This window comes from Pseudomonas sp. PONIH3, from assembly GCF_002934345.1.
GTDB lineage: Bacteria > Pseudomonadota > Gammaproteobacteria > Pseudomonadales > Pseudomonadaceae > Aquipseudomonas > Aquipseudomonas soli.
Genome location: NZ_CP026386.1, coordinates 104193 through 121982, shown reverse-complemented (window position 1 = coordinate 121982; position 17790 = coordinate 104193). Strand labels below are relative to the sequence as shown.

16 protein-coding genes are annotated in these 17790 nt (G+C 64.4%); 6 read left to right on the top strand and 10 right to left on the bottom strand.

Features of this window, described 5'->3' with window-relative positions:
- The 8 genes from C3F42_RS00525 to C3F42_RS00490 form a co-directional block, all read right to left on the bottom strand.
- Window positions 1–3075, bottom strand: a complete 3075-nt coding sequence (locus C3F42_RS00525) for an error-prone DNA polymerase (RefSeq protein ID WP_104443782.1) — start codon at window positions 3073–3075, stop codon at window positions 1–3.
- Window positions 3072–4490 (bottom strand): DNA polymerase Y family protein, encoded by a 1419-nt coding sequence (locus tag C3F42_RS00520; RefSeq protein ID WP_104443781.1) that lies wholly within the window; start codon window positions 4488–4490, stop codon window positions 3072–3074. The genes C3F42_RS00525 and C3F42_RS00520 overlap by 4 nt, the downstream gene beginning before the upstream one ends.
- Before the next feature lie 6 nt (window positions 4491–4496).
- A complete protein-coding gene (gene imuA, locus C3F42_RS00515; RefSeq protein WP_104443780.1) occupies window positions 4497–5117 on the bottom strand; it encodes a translesion DNA synthesis-associated protein ImuA in 621 nt (206 codons plus the stop codon).
- Window positions 5117–5734: a transcriptional repressor LexA gene (gene lexA, locus C3F42_RS00510; RefSeq protein WP_177182959.1), complete on the bottom strand. Its 618-nt coding sequence runs from the start codon at window positions 5732–5734 to the stop codon at window positions 5117–5119. Before lexA ends, imuA begins: the two co-directional genes overlap by 1 nt.
- Window positions 5735–5795: 61 nt before the next feature.
- The gene (locus tag C3F42_RS00505) at window positions 5796–7394 is read right to left on the bottom strand and encodes a hypothetical protein (RefSeq protein ID WP_023630673.1); all 1599 of its coding nucleotides are present in this window, start codon (window positions 7392–7394) and stop codon (window positions 5796–5798) included.
- Window positions 7395–7397: 3 nt separating this feature from the next.
- On the bottom strand, window positions 7398–8159 hold the full coding sequence (locus C3F42_RS00500; RefSeq protein WP_104443779.1) for a hypothetical protein: 762 nt from the start codon (window positions 8157–8159) through the stop codon (window positions 7398–7400).
- A 164-nt stretch (window positions 8160–8323) separates the two neighbouring features.
- Window positions 8324–8851 carry a thioesterase family protein gene (locus C3F42_RS00495; protein ID WP_052062209.1) on the bottom strand — a complete coding sequence of 176 codons (528 nt, stop codon included), beginning with the start codon at window positions 8849–8851 and terminating at the stop codon, window positions 8324–8326.
- Window positions 8852–9119: 268 nt separating this feature from the next.
- A complete protein-coding gene (locus tag C3F42_RS00490) occupies window positions 9120–9530 on the bottom strand; it encodes a thioesterase family protein (RefSeq protein ID WP_094012624.1) in 411 nt (136 codons plus the stop codon).
- Window positions 9531–9727: 197 nt separating this feature from the next.
- On the opposite strand from C3F42_RS00490, the gene C3F42_RS00485 reads away from it, so the two are divergent.
- Both C3F42_RS00485 and C3F42_RS00475 read left to right on the top strand, forming a co-directional pair.
- Window positions 9728–10393: an HAD family phosphatase gene (locus C3F42_RS00485; RefSeq protein ID WP_094012623.1), complete on the top strand. Its 666-nt coding sequence runs from the start codon at window positions 9728–9730 to the stop codon at window positions 10391–10393.
- Window positions 10394–11524: 1131 nt separating this feature from the next.
- On the top strand, window positions 11525–12253 hold the full coding sequence (locus C3F42_RS00475; protein WP_094012568.1) for a thioredoxin family protein: 729 nt from the start codon (window positions 11525–11527) through the stop codon (window positions 12251–12253).
- A 12-nt stretch (window positions 12254–12265) separates the two neighbouring features.
- Here C3F42_RS00475 and C3F42_RS00470 read toward each other — a convergent pair whose 3' ends face one another.
- Complete coding sequence (locus C3F42_RS00470) at window positions 12266–13147, bottom strand: LysR substrate-binding domain-containing protein (RefSeq protein ID WP_094012569.1); 882 nt, start codon at window positions 13145–13147, stop codon at window positions 12266–12268.
- 158 nt (window positions 13148–13305) lie between these two features.
- Here C3F42_RS00470 and C3F42_RS00465 point away from each other — a divergent pair, with 158 nt between their 5' ends.
- Window positions 13306–13968, top strand: coding sequence for an ankyrin repeat domain-containing protein (locus tag C3F42_RS00465; RefSeq protein ID WP_023631571.1), 663 nt, complete (start codon window positions 13306–13308; stop codon window positions 13966–13968).
- An 8-nt stretch (window positions 13969–13976) separates the two neighbouring features.
- Here the strand turns inward: C3F42_RS00465 and pobA are convergent, their stop codons facing one another.
- Window positions 13977–15164, bottom strand: coding sequence for a 4-hydroxybenzoate 3-monooxygenase (pobA, locus tag C3F42_RS00460; protein WP_094012570.1), 1188 nt, complete (start codon window positions 15162–15164; stop codon window positions 13977–13979).
- Window positions 15165–15335: 171 nt separating this feature from the next.
- Between pobA and C3F42_RS00455 the strand changes: the two genes are divergently transcribed.
- The 3 genes from C3F42_RS00455 to C3F42_RS00445 all read left to right on the top strand — a co-directional run bounded on the left by C3F42_RS00455 (window position 15336) and on the right by C3F42_RS00445 (window position 17613).
- The gene (locus C3F42_RS00455) at window positions 15336–16208 is read left to right on the top strand and encodes a helix-turn-helix domain-containing protein (RefSeq protein WP_023631569.1); all 873 of its coding nucleotides are present in this window, start codon (window positions 15336–15338) and stop codon (window positions 16206–16208) included.
- Between the two features lie 83 nt (window positions 16209–16291).
- A complete protein-coding gene (locus C3F42_RS00450) occupies window positions 16292–16693 on the top strand; it encodes a MerR family DNA-binding transcriptional regulator (RefSeq protein ID WP_023631568.1) in 402 nt (133 codons plus the stop codon).
- Between the two features lie 20 nt (window positions 16694–16713).
- Window positions 16714–17613 (top strand): hydroxymethylglutaryl-CoA lyase, encoded by a 900-nt coding sequence (locus C3F42_RS00445; protein WP_094012571.1) that lies wholly within the window; start codon window positions 16714–16716, stop codon window positions 17611–17613.
- The last annotated feature ends 177 nt before the right edge of the window (window positions 17614–17790 follow it).

Genomic DNA, 17790 nt, shown 5'->3' with positions numbered 1-17790 from the left:
TTAATGAAAGTCCCGGCTGCGCACATCAAGCCCCTGCAACAGCGGGCTGATGTCTTCCAGGCGCCGGGCGATCAGGTGCCGCACCCCGCTCTCCTGCTCCAGCCGCCCGCTCACCTTGAGCAACTTCGAACCTACCAGCTCGCGCCGTTGGCGCTCTGCCAGGTCGCGCCAGACCACTACGTTGACCATGCCATGCTCGTCCTCGAGGGTGACGAAGGTCACGCCACTGGCGGTCTGTGGTCGCTGGCGCCCGACCACGATGCCGGCGACGGCGATGCTGTCGCCATGCTCGACCCCTGCCAGCTCCCTTGAACTGCGACACCCCAGCGCGCGCAAGCGTGTCCGCAACAGGGTCAGGGGGTGCGGCCCGAGGGTGGTGCCCAGGGTGTCGTAGTCGGCGGCCAGGTCTTCGGCAATGCTGGGTGCAGGCAAGGCCACCGCCTGTTCAAGTGTCGATTCAACCTCGGCGAACAACGGCAGTTGCGCCTGCACCGCCGCCACCTGCCAGCGCGCCTGGTGGCGGTCGCCAGCCAGCCCGCGCAGTGCCCCGGCATCGGCCAGGCGCGCCCGGGCCCGGCCATCGAGCCGGGCGCGCAGGCACAGGTCCTCGACATCCCGCCAGGGGCGCTGCGCCCTCGCCTGCTCCAGGCGCCGGGCATCGACCTCGCTGAAGCCGCGGATCTGGCGCAGGCCCAGGCGGATGGCCAGTTCGTTCTCGCCCAGTGCCTCCAGGGTGCAATCCCACTCGCTGTGGAACACATCCACCGGGCGCACCTCGATGCCCTGGCGGCGCGCCTCCTGCAGCAACTGGTCGGGGCTGTAGAAGCCCATCGGCCAGCTGTTGACCAGCGCGCAGGTGAAGATTGCCGGCTCATGGCACTTGAGCCAGCTGCTGGCGTAGCACAAAAGGGCAAAGCTGGCGGCGTGGGACTCGGGGAAACCGTAGCTGCCAAAGCCCTTGATCTGCTCGAAGATACGCTCGGCAAAGGCCAGCTCGTAGCCATTACGGAGCATGCCCGCGATCAGCCGCTCGCGGTGCGGCTCCAGGCCGCCATGGCGCTTCCAGGCGGCCATGCTGCGGCGCAACTGGTCGGCCTCGCCGGGGCTGTAGTCGGCGGCGACCATGGCCAGCTCCATCACCTGCTCCTGGAACAGCGGCACGCCCAGGGTGCGCTCGAAGACGGCCTTGAGCTTTTCCGATGGGTAGGTGACCGGCTCCTGCTTCAACCTGCGGCGCAGATATGGATGAACCATGTCGCCCTGGATCGGCCCCGGACGGACGATGGCCACCTCGATCACCAGGTCGTAGAACTTCACCGGTTTGAGCCGGGGCAGCATGGCCATCTGCGCCCGCGACTCGATCTGGAACACGCCCATGGTCTCGGCGCGGCCGATCATGGCGTAGGTGGCCGGGTCTTCCTTGGGCAGGGTCGCCAGCGTGTACTCGCGGCCCCGGTGCCGGGCGATCAGGTCGAAGCAGCGGCGCAGCGCGCTGAGCATGCCCAGCGCCAGCACGTCGACCTTGAGCAGGCCGACCATGTCCAGGTCGTCCTTGTCCCACTGGATCACCGTGCGCTCGGCCATCGCCGCGTTCTCCACCGGTACCAGCTGGTCCAGCGGCTGCTCGGAGATGACGAAGCCTCCCGGGTGTTGCGACAGGTGCCGGGGAAAGCCGATCAGCTCCCCCGCCAGCACCAGGATGCGCCGCAGCGACGGGCTGTGCGCATCGAACCCGGCCTCGGACAGGCGGGCGGCATCCGGGATGCGGTCGCTCCAGCGCCCGCAGCACTTGGCCAGGGCGTCCACCTGGTCGGCCGGCAGGCCGAGCACCCGCGCCACATCGCGCACCGCGCCGGCGGCGTGGTAGCTGCTGACCACCGCGGTGAGCGCCGCCCGGTGCCGGCCGTAGCGCTGGAACACGTACTGGATCACCTCTTCGCGGCGCTCATGCTCGAAATCCACGTCGATGTCCGGCGGCTCGTTGCGCTCGCGGGAAAGGAAGCGTTCGAACAGCAGGCGGTGCTCCATCGGGTCGAGTTCGGTGATGCCGAGGACGAAGCACACCACCGAGTTGGCCGCCGAGCCGCGCCCTTGGCAGAGGATGCGCTGGCGGCGGGCGAAGGCGACGATGTCGTGGACGGTGAGGAAGTAGCTCTCGTAGCCCAGTTCCTCGATCAGCGCCAGCTCCTGCTCCAGCACCATGCGCACCTTGTCGCTCGGGCCCTGGGGCCAGCGCTCGGGCAACCCTCGGCGGCACAGCTCGCGCAGCCAGCTGGCCGGGGTCTGCCCCTCGGGCACCAGCTCACGCGGGTATCGGTATTGCAACTGCGACAGGTCGAACGTGCACCGCGCCGCGACCTGCGTGGTCTGCGCGAGCAGATCGTCGGAGTACAGCTCGCGCAACTGCTCGAGCGACCTCAGGTGACGCTCGCCATTGGCGAACAGGTACCGCCCCGCCTCGGCGACCGCGCAATGTTCGCGGATGGCGGTCATGCAGTCCTGCAGCGCCCGCCGGCCACGCACGTGCATGTGCACATCGCCGCAGGCCACCAGCGGAATATCGAGCCGTGCCCCTAGCGCGCGCAGGTAAGCCAGGCGCTGGGCGTCGTCGGCCCCGCGGTGCAGGTGCAGCGCCAGCCACAGGCGCCCGGCGAACAGCGGCTGCAGCCAGGCCCCGGCGCTGTCGCCTGGCTCGGCCACCCACAGCGCCAGCAAGCCCTGGTGATGGGCCTCGAGGTCCTCGACGAGCAACTGGTAGCTGCCCTTCTGCGAACGCCGCCGGGCGCGGGTGATCAAGGCGCAGAGGCTCTGGTAGCCGGCAAGGTCCTGTGCCAGCAGGACCAGCTTCGGCCCCTGGTGCACCCGCACCTCGCTGCCGACGATCAACCGCACCTGATGCTGCTTTGCCGCCTGCCAGGCCCGGACGATGCCTGCCAGGGTGCATTCGTCGGTGATCGCCAGGGCCTGGTAACCCTGCTCGCGGGCGCGGCGGAACAGCTCGTCGGCACTGGAGGCGCCACGCTGGAAACTGAAGTTCGACAGGCAGTGCAGCTCGGCGTAGCCGGGGGCGCTCATGCGAACCAGCCTTGCAGCCACAACGGCCCCGGGGCCGCGAGGTCGCGGAAGGCCCAGCCGCGCAGGCCATCACGGGTTTCGATGCGGTAGTAGTCGCGCCGCACATCACCACCGTCCCACCAGCCGGACTCGATACGCTCGGCCTGTCCGAGCAGTTGCAGGCCGGTCTCGGACAGCACCTGAGGCACCGGCAGCAACCAGCCGGGGCGTCGACCAGGGGCCATCACCAAATGGCCCTGCCCACCCTGCTCCACTCCTTGCCAGGCGCACTCGGGGCGATGATCGGCCTCGGCGCGCAAGCCCTTGACCGCGTCATCGCCCAGCCGCGCGCGCAGGCGCTCGCGCAGTTGGTCCCAAGGCTGGGCCTGCTGCGCACGCGGGTCGAACAGCGCCTGGTGCTGAGGCACGAACGGTGGCAGGTCGGCGGCCAGCAGCCGCAGGTTGCGCACCGGCGCCGGGATGCGCAGCGGCTCCAGGCGGCCACGGGCAAGCTCGAACAACAGCGAGGCGTCGCGCTCGGCGGCCAGCAGGCCGACCTTGAGCACGGTGTCGGCGCCTTCGGCATGCTCCAGGTGCAACTCGAACCGCTGCACGCCACAGTCACGCCCGGCGAGGAAAGCCGCCAGATCGTGGATAAGACGACGCAGGGGGAACAGCAGCGCCTGGTGCGACTCGACGTCGAAGTTCAGCTCCAGCCGCGCCTCGAAACGGTCGGGCGGCTGGTAGAAATCCAGCCCCAGGCTACGCAGGCCGAGCAGTTGGTCCAAGTGCAACTGCACCTGGGCGCTGAAACGCCTGGCCAGGGCATCCCGGGGTAACGCCAGTACCTGCCCGAGGCGGCGCAGGCCCATGCGGGCGAAGGCTTCGGCTGCCTCGCTGGGCAGGCCGACACGCTCCACGGGCATGTCGAGCAAGGCGTCGCGGGTTGCCTGCGGGCAGTTCAGCGCCAGGCCATCATGGCCGTTGGCGAGCATTCTCGCCGCCACCGGGTTGCTGGCCAGCACGATGCGCTGGCGCAAGCCGAGTGCCGCCAGTTCCTCGCGCAGACGCGCCTCGAACGACGGCCACGGGCCGAACAGTTGCAGGCTCGAGCCCACTTCCAGCAACAACGCACGGGGATAGTGCAGGCTGACCTGGGCGCTGAAACGGTAGGCCCAGGCCGCGAGCAACTGTTGCAGTTGCTCGATACGCGCCGGTTCGACATCGACGCAGGCGAAACCGTCGGCCAGGGCACGGGCGGCGGTCAATGCCTGGCCGGCGCGCAGGCCCAGCGCACTGGCTGCCGGGTTGACCGCCCGCAGCACGCGGCGCTGGGGCGGCCCGCCAAGCAGCACCAGCGGTGCCTCGGGGTCGTCGCGTTCGCGCAGGACAGTGTCCAGCGCCAGCTGGGGAAACAGGATGCAGGCCCAGAGCATGGCGCATCACCCCTGCCCTGGGCAGGCGATGGGTGCGGCAGGCGGCAGGCCACCCCGGCACTTGAGCACGCGCCACTGTGCCGGGCGCAGGTCGAGGGCAATGCGCAGGGCGGCGGGCGAAGGGTTCAGCGCGGCCTGTCGCGGGCGGCAGGCAAACGCCAACGCGTTGCCGGTTTCCGCGGCCACTTGCAAACGCCGCAGCGCCCGATCATCGGCACGCTCCGGCCAGCACAACACCGCGGCGCAACTGCCCGAGCGCAGGCACTGCTCGGCCGCCCACAGGGCATCGCCGGCCTCGGCGTCGACCTGCACCAGCCAGCGCAGGTCGACTCCGGCAGCCTGCCAGGCCGGTGCATAAGGGATGAACGGCGGCGCCACCAGCACCACCCGCTGCCCGTCCCCACTCAGCCGGGCAAGCGTGGGCCAGAGCAACTGCAACTCACCGCAGCCGGGGCTGGCCAGCAGCAGCTCGCTGAGCGACGCCGCCGGCCAACCGCCTTCCGGCAGCCGACCATCGAGGGTGGCATGCCCGGTGGGCTGCAGGCCCTGCGGGCGCGCCCGGGCCTGCCGCCCGCGCCATACCTGGCGCTGGTCGAGCAGCCGGTCGAGTTCGACCACCGCGCCCATCAGTCACGCCTCAGCAAGCCGCAGAACACGCCTTCGATGAAGAACTCGCGCTCGGGGCTCACATCGATGGGGGCATAGGCCGGGTTGCGCGGCAGCAGGCGATAACCGCCGCGGATGCGCTGCAGGCGTTTGATGGTCACCTCGCCGTCGAGCCGGGCGACCACGATCTGCCCGTCGCGGGCCTCGCCCTGCTGGCGAATGCCGACCAGGTCACCGTCGAAGATGCCGTCGTCGACCATCGAGTCGCCGCGCACCTTGAGCAGGTAGTCAGGGGTACGCCGGAACAGGCTGGGGTCGAGCAGCAACTGCTCGTGGATATCGAGGTCGGGCCCGATCGGCGCACCGGCGGCGACCTGGCCGAGCACCGGCACTTCGAGGATCTCGGGCCGGCGCAGCGGCTCGGCCAGGCGGATGCCCCGCGCCTGGTTGGGGGTGACGTCGATGAAGCCGCCCTGGCTCAGGGCGGTGATGTGCTTGCGCGCCACGCTGCGCGAAGCGAAACCGAAGCGCTCGGCGATGTCGGCCAGCGACGGCGGCTGGCCTTGATCGGTGATGCGCTCGCGGATGAATTCGAGGATGGCGCGGCGTTTGGGGGATAAATTGTCCATGGAGCACATTTGTACTCCTTTCTGCGAAAACTGAACAGACCCCTTCGTCGCCGGCCTTCCGCGCCCAGGCTCAGTAGCGAATGGACAAAGCGATCGCCTCGTTTGGCGTCTGGTGTTTCTCCAGTAGCGCGAGTACGTCCTTCTTCAGTTGCGCCTGCTTGTCGATCAGCGGCAGGTCGCGGAACTTGTAGTCCAGGTCGGCATAGCTCTCCGAGACACCGGCATTGAGGTGGTTCTTGCCGAAGGTGTGCACGATGTGCTTGGACTTCCAGATGTCGTACTGGCTGAACACCTGTTCCGCGGGCAAGTGCTTGGCGACCGCGAACGGCAGCCGGGTCAGCAGGCAGTAGTTCATCTTGTACTTGTGGAACTGGTAGTGCTCCAGGGAGTGGACGAACGATACGTACCAGATATAGGTGGCGATCACTTCGATGTTGAAGGCCTTGTCATTGGCCTGGCACGGCAGGTTGACATAGCGGCACAGCTCGGCGACCCAGTTGTTGATGTAGGGCTCGGAGCCGTCGCGCAGCAGGTCGTCGTAACTGGCCGTGACGAACTTCAGCACCGCCGCGTAGTAGTCGCGGTACTGGGCGTTGAGTGCGTGCTGGCCATTGAGGTACTGGTCGAACGGGATGGCGAACTTGATCTCGAATTTCTGGGTCAGCGCCTGGTCTTCGGTGTCGCGCTTGTTGTACATGTTCAGGGCGTTTTCATAGCCGACCTTGTAGAAGGTCTGCGCCGAGTAGTAGCCGATGCAGCTGTAGAGGAACTTGTCGGCGATGCCTGTGGTTTCGCGCAGCGACAGCGGCGATTCCTTGAACTGGTGGTTGAGCATCAGGATATAGGCGGTGTGCGGGTCCATCAGCTTGTGGAAGTTGGAGCCCTTGGGCACCAGGTTGAACAGGAACGCCGCTCCCATTTCGGCGAAGAACAGGTGATGGTGCAGGTGCGCGCCGAGGATGAAGAACACCATGGTGTTCGACATGAAGTAGACCTTGGCCAGGTCCCAGTGCGGCTCGCCCGGGCCGACGCTGAAGCCGTCGCGCAGGGTGATGCGCATGCTGTCGGTGGCGAAGTCCTGGGCGATGGAAATGCTGGCCACGTCGAACACCGAGCTGGACAGGCGGATCTCGCGGGTGAAATCACGCATGTCGAAGGTCGATACGCCATCGACCGTCTGCAGGTAATGGGTGATCTGCGACGACATCAGGAAGACTTTCAGGTCCTCGTCGGAAATCGCCGTCGGTTGCGGGAACTGGCCCAGCGGTACTTTGTAGTAGTCGCGGTTGGCCTTGATGATCGACTGGATGTAGTTATGGTAGACCTTGTCTTTTCTCCAGCGATAGACCAGTTCGGCGGGCAGTTTCTTGGGGATGTAGCCCATGTGGTAGTCAGTGCCCGGGATCGCCGTGCTCTCCATCGAGATGGAGTCGCGGTTGTAGTGGCGGTAGCCGAAGTAGCGCGGCAGCAGCCATTTCAACTGCACCCACTTCCAGGCCAGGAAACTGGCGCTGAGATTGATCGCGTACAGCGACAACAGCAACGGTACGAACTTTACGTAATACAGGCCGATGTACACATGCTTCAATGGCTCGGCCCGGGTCTTGCTCATCAACAGGATCACCGGGCTGGCGGTGATGAAAAACGCCAGCAGGATAACTTCCAGCATGCTTCAAACTCCTTGTTCGATCGCTTTGTTCTTCTTGCGGCTTGCGCCGTAGCTGTACAGGCAGGCGCCTGTGAAAATCACGTTGACGACGCTCCAGATGAGCGCGGCGTCGGGGCTGTACCAAGTCGTCAGATCGAAGGCCGGCAGGTTCATCAGCGGGGCGTCGCCGGCGATAGTGCGCACGAACAGGTAGAAGCCGAAGGTGTAGGCGCGGGCCTGGAAGTACAGGTCGGAGCGGCGCAGGAGCAAGGCGTAGGCCACCGGCGCCAGCAACAGCGGCAGTGCGTAGCCGAAGGTGGTGATCCGCGCCGAGTACAGGAAACACAGGTTCCAGGTGGTGTACAGGTAGGGCCAGTAGGCCGGGACGCGCACCACGAAATCACTGTGGCGGCCTGAGATCTCCCAGTGTTGGCGCGAGTACGGCAGGCACAGGATCAGGCCCACGGCGGCGACGATGTTGAGGACGTTGCCGGTTTGCCAGTCGATCACTGAGGCTTCGATGATGTTGAGCACGATCACCAGGTAGATGAGCTTGTAGATGAAACCTTCGATTTTCGGCCTGTACCTGGCGTAAGCCAGGAAGCACATGGGCAGCAGCACGCTGATGGTCTTGATGCGCATGAACAGGTTGGCGTGCGGCACCAGTAACGCCGGCAGCGCCAGCACGAAGAAGGTCAGGCCCACCAGGCGGTAGCGCCTGAACAGCTCGGCGACCAGCAGCAAGACCGCGAAAAGAACCAACATCAACAACAAGGTGTTCGGCATGAGGTGTTTCCCTACTCATTCATGGATCGACGTGGGCCAGGCGCGAATGGCGGGCACGGCAAAGCCTGCCGCGCGCGGCGCCAGGCCAGAGGCCCGGTGCCGTGGAGCAATGGACGGATTACGTGGGTGTGGTGTTTGCCAAGTGGGCCGAGACGCGACCTGGCTCAGGCCTTGCCGAGCACGTGGGCCTCAGCCTCAAGCCATTTCCTGATGGCTTCGGGCATCGGCGCGGTAGTGGGTTCGACCTTGAGCTTTTCGGCGATCACCGCGTTGGCGACCAGGCCTTTGCGACCGACCCAGGCGCCCTTGGAATAACCAGTCACCACCACTTCACCGGCACGGTTGAAGAAGGTGTACTGGAAGTAGGTCCAGCTCTCGTCGAGGCAGCAGATGCTGAACTCGGCGGTGTATTGTTCGAACATGGAAAGTTGCTTTTTATAGACGACCAGATTACCGCCGAGCATGGGTTTCCAACCCAACTTGAAGGCAGGAATAAGGATCTTCGCACGCAGGCAAAGTTCCAGCATGAACAGATCGACAATCGTCATGTAACGGCCGTTGTTCATGTGTTTATTGATGTCTATATCGTTCGGCCAGACCCGCAGCGTACGCTGCAGCGTTTCGGTCAGGGCCATCGGCGGCTTGAAGAAACCGCGCAGAATAGCCAGCAACAGACGGATGTAGAGATTCATCCAGTTATCCCTCCCTAGGATTTTTATTATCGTTCCCTGTTCGGTCACCCGTTGTTTTTTCGGGTGGCCGCAAGCGGCGCGTTGCAGGCCTGCTTGTTTAATTCCGGAGCGGGGCGAAAGCTAACAGCTTTCAACAGGAGCAACCAGTGGCAACAGCCTCAATTAAACGGAAAAACGCAACTGAATAACCGGTCACGTTTGGACTTTATATCCAATTGATGCTGAAACGTTTGTTGGTTGATGACATATCTATCCGTAGTGATGCACATCAGTCTGTGGTGCTGCTCAGTGCCCGGCGCAGTGCCTCGGGCAGATCAACCGGTTGCTTGCTATCGGAGCAGACGCATACCTGGGTCATGCTGGCGCGGAAACATGACTCGCCACTGGCTCCTACCCCTTCCACATTGAAACTGAACGATGTGCGGCCGAGCGGCCCGCTGCTGACGTGCACGCGGATCAGGTCGTCCCAGGCCATCGGCGCCAGGAACTCGATGGACAATGCCCTTGCCGGCGGCATGACACCCATGGCGAACAGCTTGCGCAGGCCTTCGCCGCCCAGCTGGTGGGAAAGAAACTCGTGGATCGCCTCGATGACGAAGTAACTGATACGCGGCGTGTAGACGATCCCGGCGGGGTCGCAATCGCCGAACAGGATCTTGCGGGTGGTGACGAAAGGCATGGGGTGGGTGCTCCGTGCAGTGGATGCCTGGCAGCCGATAGTAACCGTTCAGGGTCTCTTGGGGCTGGAGCGTTTGCTCGGCAGCCCCACTGCCTGTGAGACTTGTGCCGAAAACGCGAAAGAACCGGCCAACTGCACTTTCCAATGCTGATGGCATAAGATGCTGCTGAATGGTTTCTCCCCCTTAAGGATGCCCGATGCTGACCGCCCTGCTGTTCGATCTCGATGGGACCCTCACCGATACCGACACGCTGCACTTGCAAGCCTTCCGCAAGCTGCTGTACGACTACGATGGCCGCGAGCTGACTCAGGAGCAGTTCAACACCCAGGTCAGCGGACGCTCCAACGGTCTGTTGTTCGCCGAGCTGTTTCCCCAGGCCGATGCCACCCACCGCCAGGTCCTGGCCGAGCGCAAGGAGGCGTTGTTCCGCGAACTGTCGCCAACCCTGACACCAATGCCCGGCCTGCTGCATCTGCTGGCACATGCCGAGCAGCACGGCATCGGCATGTGCGTGGTGACCAACGCGCCGCGCCTGAACGCCGAGCACATGCTCGGGGCCATGGGCCTTGGCGAGCGTTTCGGCCATGTGCTGGTCGCCGATGAGCTGGCACGGCCCAAGCCCGATCCCCTGCCCTACCTCACCGGGCTGCAGTGCCTGCAGGCCCAGGCCGGGCAGGCGCTGGCCTTCGAGGACTCGCTGCCTGGCGTCAAGGCGGCTGTCGATGCCGGCATCTTCACCGTGGGCCTGGCCACTACCCAGCCGGCCGAACGACTGCTGGAAGCCGGGGCGCGGCTGGTGATCGAAGACTATGACGATCCGCGGTTGTGGGATGTGATCGGACGGATGCAAGAGACGGCCTGATCAACTGACACCTCATGGCTTTTTCCACCGGCAGGTCGACCTGAGTTTTGCAAACGTTCGAATTGTTGCCGTTGCCGTTGCCGTTGCCGTTGCCGTTGCCGTTGCCGATCAGGAGTCTAGCGCCCTACCCAGCTAGCGACAGCTGCGTCAGCCCAGGCGCCGCCCGTAACTTCGCGACTTCAGGAGGCCGAACGGAGGTCTTGCGGAGGGAGGTGACGGGCATGGATGCCCGTCAAGCGCTGCGCCCCAGGATGGGGCGTTCAGCGCGGTCCTCCCGGGAGCAAGGCCGGAGTGAGGGAACCCGGAGCGAAGCGGAGGGCCGGATGAATGGAGCGCACGGTTTTTGGTTCCTTTTTGCCACGACAAAAAGGAACTCGCCGTAAAGGCGAAAAGGTGACTGTGCGTCGACATCGTAAATGAATGCACTTACCACTATAAAAACCGATGCCGATTGTCTTTGACTTTGACTTTGACTTTGACTTTGACTTTGACTTTGACTTTGACTTTGACTTTGACTTTGACTTTGACTTTGACTTTGACTTTGACTTTGACTTTGACTTTGACTTTGACTTTGACTTTGACTTTGACTTTGACTTTGACTTTGACTTTGACTTACACAGTGTGTGTTTTGAAATTTATATGCGCATTCATTTCCGACGGTGACGCATAATCACCTTTCCGCCCTTACGGCGGGTCCCTTTTTGAAGCATCAAAAAGGAACCAAAAAATGCTCGCTCCATTCATCCGGCCCCTACGCTTCGCTCCGGGGTCCCCTCACTCCGGCCTTGCTCCCGGGAGGACCGCGCTGAACGCCCCATCCTGGGGCGCAGCGCTTGACGGGCATCCATGCCCGTCACCTCCCTCCGCAAGACCTGCGTTCGGCCTCCTGAAGTCGCAATTTGTGTCGCCTGAACTATCGCGCGCTTAGAAGCAAAAGCAGAGCGAGAGCGAGAGCGAGAGCGAGAGCGAGAGCGAGAGCGAGAGCGAGAGCGAGAGCAAACTGCTCGTGATCAACGGTAAATGCAAACTCCCGGTTCCGGATCAACCATTCGTCGATAACGGATACAAACTGTCGAATTACCTAAAGGCCATCCGACTACGGGATGAACCCCGAAGCGTGGAGTCACGCCCATGAGCCATCCAGCCCCCAAACACCCCGTGGCAACCCGCAGCCAATGGCTCGCCGCCCGCCACCAGCTCTGGCTGCACGAGAAGGCCTTCACCCATCAACGCGACGAGCTCGCCGCCGCCCGCCGCGCCCTGCCCTGGGTAGCGGTGGAGCAGGACTACCGTTTCCAGGGCCCGGACGGTGAGCTGGGCCTGGTTGAGCTGTTCGCCGAGCGCAGCCAGTTGCTGGTCTATCACTTCATGTTCGCCGACGGCTGGCACGAAGGCTGCCCGGGCTGCTCGTTCCTGGCCGACCACTTCGACGGCGCCAACCTGCACCTGGCCCACCACGATGTTTCCCTGGTGGCGGTTTCGCAGGCGCCCTATGCCGAGTTCCAGGCGTTCCGCAAGCGCATGGGCTGGCACTTCCCATGGTTCTCCTCGCACGGCAGCCGCTTCAACCAGGATTTCGGCGTCACTGTCGCCACCGATGGCAGCGCCCAGTACAACTACGAACCCTACACCGGCGACGAAACAGAGCTGCCCGGGCTCAGCGCGTTCTACCGCGATAGCGACGGCAGCCTGTACCACACCTACTCCACCTATGCCCGAGGGCTGGACATCCTGGTCAATGCGTACAACTTCCTCGACCTCGCGCCCCTGGGGCGCAACGAGGACGGGACTATGGACTGGGTGCGGCATCATGATCGCTATGAAGGTGCCAGTGGCAAGCCGCACTGCTGCAAGGAGTGAGTTTCCGGCAGGTCAGATCGCCTGCACCGCCAGCAACTCTGTCAAGACCTCGGCCAGTGCCTTGACCATCACATCTGCCGTGGGACGATGCACGATGACGATCTCGTAGCTGTCCACCTCCGGCAGCCCCTGCTCGATGCCCAGCACCCGGTGCTCGAGCAGCGCTGCCCGCGGCGGCAGCAGGCTGATACCCATGCCGTCGGCCACCGCCGCCTGGATACCGCTGAGGCTCGAGCTGGTGAAGCTGATGCGCCAGCGCCGGCCCATGCCTTCGATCGCGCTGATCATGTCATCGCGGTACAGCCCGCGGGGCGGAAAAGTCACCAAGGGAATCGGGTCGAGATCGAAAGACGGCATGCGCACGCTGTCGATCCATTGCAGGCGCTCCGGCCAGCAGGCCACGCCCTCGCGGCTGTTGCGCCGCTGCTTGAGCAATACCAGGTCGAGCTCGCCATTGTCATAGGCCTGGCTGAGATCGCGGCATAGCCCGCTGGTGACTTCCAGCTTGACCTGGGGGTGCTGCCGGCTGAACGCGGACAACGCATTGGTGGTGCGCCCGCCGACGAAATCCTCCGGCACGCCCAGGCGCACGGTTACCCCGACCATGGCCCCAGCCAACGCCTCGAGCATCTGGTCATTGAGGGCCAGCATGTGCCGCGCATAACCGAGCAGGGTCTGCCCGGCATCAGTGGGCAGCACATCGCGGTTGCCACGCACAAGCAGGCGGTGGCCGACCATGTCCTCGAGGCGGCGGACCTTCTGGCTGATGGTCGACTGCGTGGAATGCAGGCGCGCCGCGGCGGTGGTGAAACTGCCGCAGTCAGCCACCACGACGATGGCGCGCAGCAGGTCGAGGTCGAACAGGGCCCTATTTGGTTTTACGCTGGCAGACATCTTGGTATTCAACTTCTGAATGACAAGCCTGACTTCTACCACGGGTACCAATACCCGGCAACATGCGCAAATACACTGGGATCCATCCAGATTATTCACTTCTGCTACAAACACAGGCCGCCTAGCATGGCCCCTCGTCCTATCAGGAGCCGACCACCATGCGCCTGCCGTTCACCGCCTTGCTGCTGACCCTGTTCACCAGCCTTGCCAGCCATGCCGAGATCCCTGCCATGAACACTGCGTTGCTCGATGCCGCTCGCCGCGGCGATGCCCCTGCCGTGCGCCAACTGCTCGATCGGGGCGCGCAGGCCGATAGCCGCAACGACCAGGGCCAGACCGCGTTGCTGGTGGCCACCCACGCCAATGAAGTGGAAGCCGCCAAGGTACTGATCGAGGCCGGCGCCGACGTCAACGCCAAGGACAATATCAACGACAGCCCCTACCTGTACGCGGGCGCACGGGGGCTGGACGACATCCTGCGCCTGACCCTGGCCCATGGCGCCGACCTGAAGAGCACCAACCGCTACGGTGGTACCGCGCTGATCCCGGCCGCCGAACGCGGGCATGTGAGCACCGTGCAGTTGCTGATCGCGGCCGGTGTCGATGTGAACCACCTCAACCGCCTGCACTGGACCGCGTTGCTCGAGGCGGTGATCCTCGGCGATGGCGGCCCGCGGCATGTGGAAATCGTGCGCCAGTTGCTGGCGGCCGGGGCGGACCCGCTAATTGCCGACAAGGACGGCGTGACTGCGCTGGAGCATGCGCGCCAACGCGGTTATCGCGAAATGGTCACCTTGCTGGAAAGCCCCAAGCGCCGCTGACGCGGCAGTTATTCCACAGCTTCGAACGGCAGACCCACATAGTTCTCGGCGATATTCGCCAGCCCCGCCGCTGACCCCAGGTAGTACTCGCGATCGGCCGCCTGCATCTTGCGGTCCCAGTCATCCTGGTGTTCGCCGAAGTCATGCAGCAGCTGGGTCATGAACCAACTGAAGCGCTCACCCTTCCATACCCGCCGCAACGCCATGGGCGAATACTGCGCCAGCAGGTCGGTGCGCCCCTCGCGGTAGACCTTGACCAGGATCCGGTACAGGTAGTTGACGTCCGAGGCTGCCAGGTTCAGGCCCTTGGCGCCGGTGGGCGGCACGATGTGGGCGGCGTCGCCGACCAGGAACAGGCGGCCATGCTGCATCGGCTCGACCACCAGGCTGCGCAGCGGCGCGATGCTCTTCTCCAGCGCAGGCCCGGTCACCAGTTGTTCGGCCACCGCCTGTGGCAGGCGCGCCTTGAGTTCGGTCCAGAAGCGCTCGTCGGACCAGTCCTCGACCCGCTCTTGCAGCGGCACCTGCAGGTAGTAGCGGCTGCGCGTCTGCGAGCGCTGGCTGCACAGCACGAAACCGCGTTCGTGATGGGCGTAGATCAGCTCATGGTTGACCGGCGGGGTATCGGCCAGCAGTCCCAGCCAGCCGAACGGATAGACCCGCTCGTACACCTTCAGCACGCTGGCCGGGATGCTCTGCCTGGCCACGCCATGGAAGCCATCGCAGCCGGCGACGTAATCGCACTCGACCCGGTGCTGGCGACCGTCCTTGTCGAACGTCAGGTAAGGCCGCGGCCCCTCGATGTCATGGGGCTGGACATTGTTGGCCGCATAGATGATCGGCGCCCCACTCAGCTCGCGAGCCTGCATCAGGTCGCGGGTGACCTCGGTCTGGCCGTAGACCATCACCGTCTTGCCAGCGGTCAGTGCCTTGAGGTCAAGACGCTGGCGATGACCACCGACCAACAACTCGACCCCTTCATGGACCAACCCTTCGCGATCCATGCGCTGGGCCACGCCGGCTTCGCGCAGCAACTCGACCGTGCCCTGTTCGAGCACGCCGGCACGGATGCGCCCCAGCACATAGTCCGGGGTCTGGCGCTCGACGATCAGCGTATCGATGCCGGCGTTGTGCAGCAGCTGGCCGAGCAGCAGGCCGGACGGGCCGGCGCCGATGATTGCAACCTGAGTCTTCATTGTTGTTGTCTCACGATGACGATGCCGGCTTTGCACTGGCAAAGGCCGCGCATCTGCTGTTAGGGTTTGCACCTGTATTTTTACTGCTGAAAAATGTGCAGAACGTGCGAAATCCGTTTTGAAAACTGCACTTTCTTGAAATTCGTTCGATTAACGGACAGACCCTACCCCATGCACAGCCCCCTTCCCGGCATCCCGTTGTTCCAGCTGTATGGCGAGCACCGCGCCTGGCCGGATACCGACCTGCTGCACTGCGAGTCGATCCCGGCGCGCAGCCGTCTGCACCACTGGGAGATCAAGCCGCACCGGCACGCCGAACTGTTCCAGCTGCTCTATGTGCAGCGCGGCGAGGCACAGGTGGAGATCGAGGGCGAACGCCGGGTGATTCGCGAGGCGGCGATCCAGGTGGTGCCGCCGCTGACTGTCCATGGCTTTCGCTTCAGCGCCGATATCCAGGGGCATGTGCTGACGTTCGGCACGGCCTTGGTGGTCGATCTGGAAAAGCGCCTGGGCGCGCCCCTGAGCGTGCTGGCGGCGGCACGGTGCTACCCGCTGGGCAAGGACCGCATGCGCCTGCACGGCCTGATCGACACGCTGCAGCAGGAGTACCAGGGCAGCGCCCCGGCCCGCGGCCCCATGCTGCAGGCATTGGTCACCGCGCTGATGGTGTGGATCAACCGCCAACAAGCCGCCTTGCCAGCGCGCAGCCAGGACGAACGGGACCAGCAGTTGCTCGGCCGTTACCTGCGCCTGGTCGAGGCGCATTACCGCGAGCACCTTGCCGTGGACGATTTCGCCGCGCGCCTGGGCATTACCAGCCTGCTGTTGAACCAGCTGTGCCGGGCGCTGGCCGGGCAATCGGCGTTGCAGGTGATCCACCAGCGCCTGCTGCTCGAAGCACGGCGCAATCTTGCCTACACGCGCATGAGCATCAGCCAGTTGTCCGACAGCCTGGGGTTCAGCGACCCGACCTACTTTGCACGGTTCTTCAAACGGCTCGACGGGCAGACGCCCAAGGCATACCGCAAATCCGTGAGTGTCTGAGCGGGGCTGCAAGAACAGCGCTTGCTTGACGTATACGTCAACCTGGCATTAGGTTACTCGCATTCCCTCCCCCGAGCGCAAGCATGAGCAGCCAGACCTACAGCATCTCCGACCTGTCCCGCGAACTGGACATCACCACCCGCGCCATCCGCTTCTATGAGGAGCAGGGTCTGCTCAGCCCTGAACGACGCGGCCTGGAACGCATCTACTCGGCCCGCGACAAGGTCACGCTCAAACTGATCCTGCGCGGCAAGCGCATCGGTTTCTCGCTGGCCGAATGCCGTGAACTGATCGAACTCTACGACCCCTCCGGCGGCAACCAGAAACAGCTCACCAGCATGCTGGCGAAGATCGCCGAACGCCGCGCCCAGCTCGAACAGCAGATGCTCGACATCCAGCAGATGCACCTGGAGCTGGACACCGCCCAGGAGCGTTGCGAGCAGGCCCTGGCCGCCACCCTGAACCCGCCGCACACCCACCGTTGATCCGCCACAGGAAGCCCGCCATGTCATTGCCCAAGAATGTCCGCCTGGTCGAAGTCGGCCCGCGCGACGGCCTGCAGAACGAAGCCCAGCCCATCAGCGTCGCCGACAAGGTGCGCCTGGTGGATGACCTCACCGACGCCGGGCTCGCCTACATAGAAGTGGGCAGCTTCGTTTCGCCCAAATGGGTCCCGCAAATGGCCGGCTCCGGCGAAGTGTTCGCCGGTATCCGTCAGCGCGAGGGCGTCACCTATGCGGCGCTGGCGCCCAACCTGCGCGGTTTCGAGGATGCCCTGGCCGCCGGGGTGAAGGAAGTGGCGGTGTTCGCGGCGGCGTCCGAGGCGTTCTCCCAGCGCAACATCAATTGCTCGATCAGTGACAGCCTCAAGCGTTTCGAGCCAATCATGGAGTCTGCCCGCAGCCAGGGTGTGCGGGTGCGCGGCTATGTCTCCTGCGTGCTCGGCTGCCCCTACGAGGGACGCATCAGCGCCGAGCAGGTGGCACCGGTGGCCAAGGCCCTGCATGACATGGGCTGCTATGAAGTGTCGCTGGGCGACACCATCGGCACCGGCACCGCCGGTGACACCCGCCGCCTGTTCGAGGTGGTCTCGGCCCAAGTGCCCCGCGCGCAGCTGGCCGGGCACTTCCACGACACCTACGGCCAGGCGCTGGCCAACGTCTATGCCAGCCTGCTCGAGGGCATCAGCGTGTTCGACAGCTCGGTGGCCGGCCTGGGCGGCTGCCCCTACGCCAAGGGTGCCACCGGTAACGTCGCCAGCGAAGATGTGGTGTACCTGCTGCAAGGGCTGGGCATCGAAACCGGCATTGACCTGAACCGGCTGATCGCCGCGGGCCTGCGTATCAGCGAAGTGCTTGGGCGCGCCACCGGTTCGCGGGTGGCGAAGGCCCGCGGCGTTCGCTGAGTCACACGCTTGTCACACAGGTGTGGGTGGAGTGTTACCGCCTACACGCTGCGCAGAAGAAAATCGGGTAACAGGGAAACAATTCGACAGATTTTCACGTGCCAATCTACTCTGAAAAATCAACAAGTCATTGATTTTAAAGGGCTTTCAAAAGTTGGCACGCCACCTGCTATATCT

What these genes read in the sequence shown, in the direction of transcription:
- C3F42_RS00485 (WP_094012623.1), top strand. Translation starts at nt 9,728, where the DNA reads ATGCTGACCGCCCTGCTGTTCGATCTCGATGGGACCCTCACCGATACC.
- C3F42_RS00455 (WP_023631569.1), top strand. Translation starts at nt 15,336, where the DNA reads ATGCACAGCCCCCTTCCCGGCATCCCGTTGTTCCAGCTGTATGGCGAG.
- C3F42_RS00505 (WP_023630673.1), bottom strand. Translation starts at nt 7,394, where the DNA reads ATGCTGGAAGTTATCCTGCTGGCGTTTTTCATCACCGCCAGCCCGGTG.
- C3F42_RS00520 (WP_104443781.1), bottom strand. Translation starts at nt 4,490, where the DNA reads ATGCTCTGGGCCTGCATCCTGTTTCCCCAGCTGGCGCTGGACACTGTC.
- pobA (WP_094012570.1), bottom strand. Translation starts at nt 15,164, where the DNA reads ATGAAGACTCAGGTTGCAATCATCGGCGCCGGCCCGTCCGGCCTGCTG.
- C3F42_RS00490 (WP_094012624.1), bottom strand. Translation starts at nt 9,530, where the DNA reads ATGCCTTTCGTCACCACCCGCAAGATCCTGTTCGGCGATTGCGACCCC.
- imuA (WP_104443780.1), bottom strand. Translation starts at nt 5,117, where the DNA reads ATGGGCGCGGTGGTCGAACTCGACCGGCTGCTCGACCAGCGCCAGGTA.
- C3F42_RS00445 (WP_094012571.1), top strand. Translation starts at nt 16,714, where the DNA reads ATGTCATTGCCCAAGAATGTCCGCCTGGTCGAAGTCGGCCCGCGCGAC.
- C3F42_RS00465 (WP_023631571.1), top strand. Translation starts at nt 13,306, where the DNA reads ATGCGCCTGCCGTTCACCGCCTTGCTGCTGACCCTGTTCACCAGCCTT.
- lexA (WP_177182959.1), bottom strand. Translation starts at nt 5,734, where the DNA reads ATGTGCTCCATGGACAATTTATCCCCCAAACGCCGCGCCATCCTCGAA.
- C3F42_RS00525 (WP_104443782.1), bottom strand. Translation starts at nt 3,075, where the DNA reads ATGAGCGCCCCCGGCTACGCCGAGCTGCACTGCCTGTCGAACTTCAGT.
- C3F42_RS00495 (WP_052062209.1), bottom strand. Translation starts at nt 8,851, where the DNA reads ATGAATCTCTACATCCGTCTGTTGCTGGCTATTCTGCGCGGTTTCTTC.
- C3F42_RS00450 (WP_023631568.1), top strand. Translation starts at nt 16,292, where the DNA reads ATGAGCAGCCAGACCTACAGCATCTCCGACCTGTCCCGCGAACTGGAC.
- C3F42_RS00470 (WP_094012569.1), bottom strand. Translation starts at nt 13,147, where the DNA reads ATGTCTGCCAGCGTAAAACCAAATAGGGCCCTGTTCGACCTCGACCTG.
- C3F42_RS00475 (WP_094012568.1), top strand. Translation starts at nt 11,525, where the DNA reads ATGAGCCATCCAGCCCCCAAACACCCCGTGGCAACCCGCAGCCAATGG.
- C3F42_RS00500 (WP_104443779.1), bottom strand. Translation starts at nt 8,159, where the DNA reads ATGCCGAACACCTTGTTGTTGATGTTGGTTCTTTTCGCGGTCTTGCTG.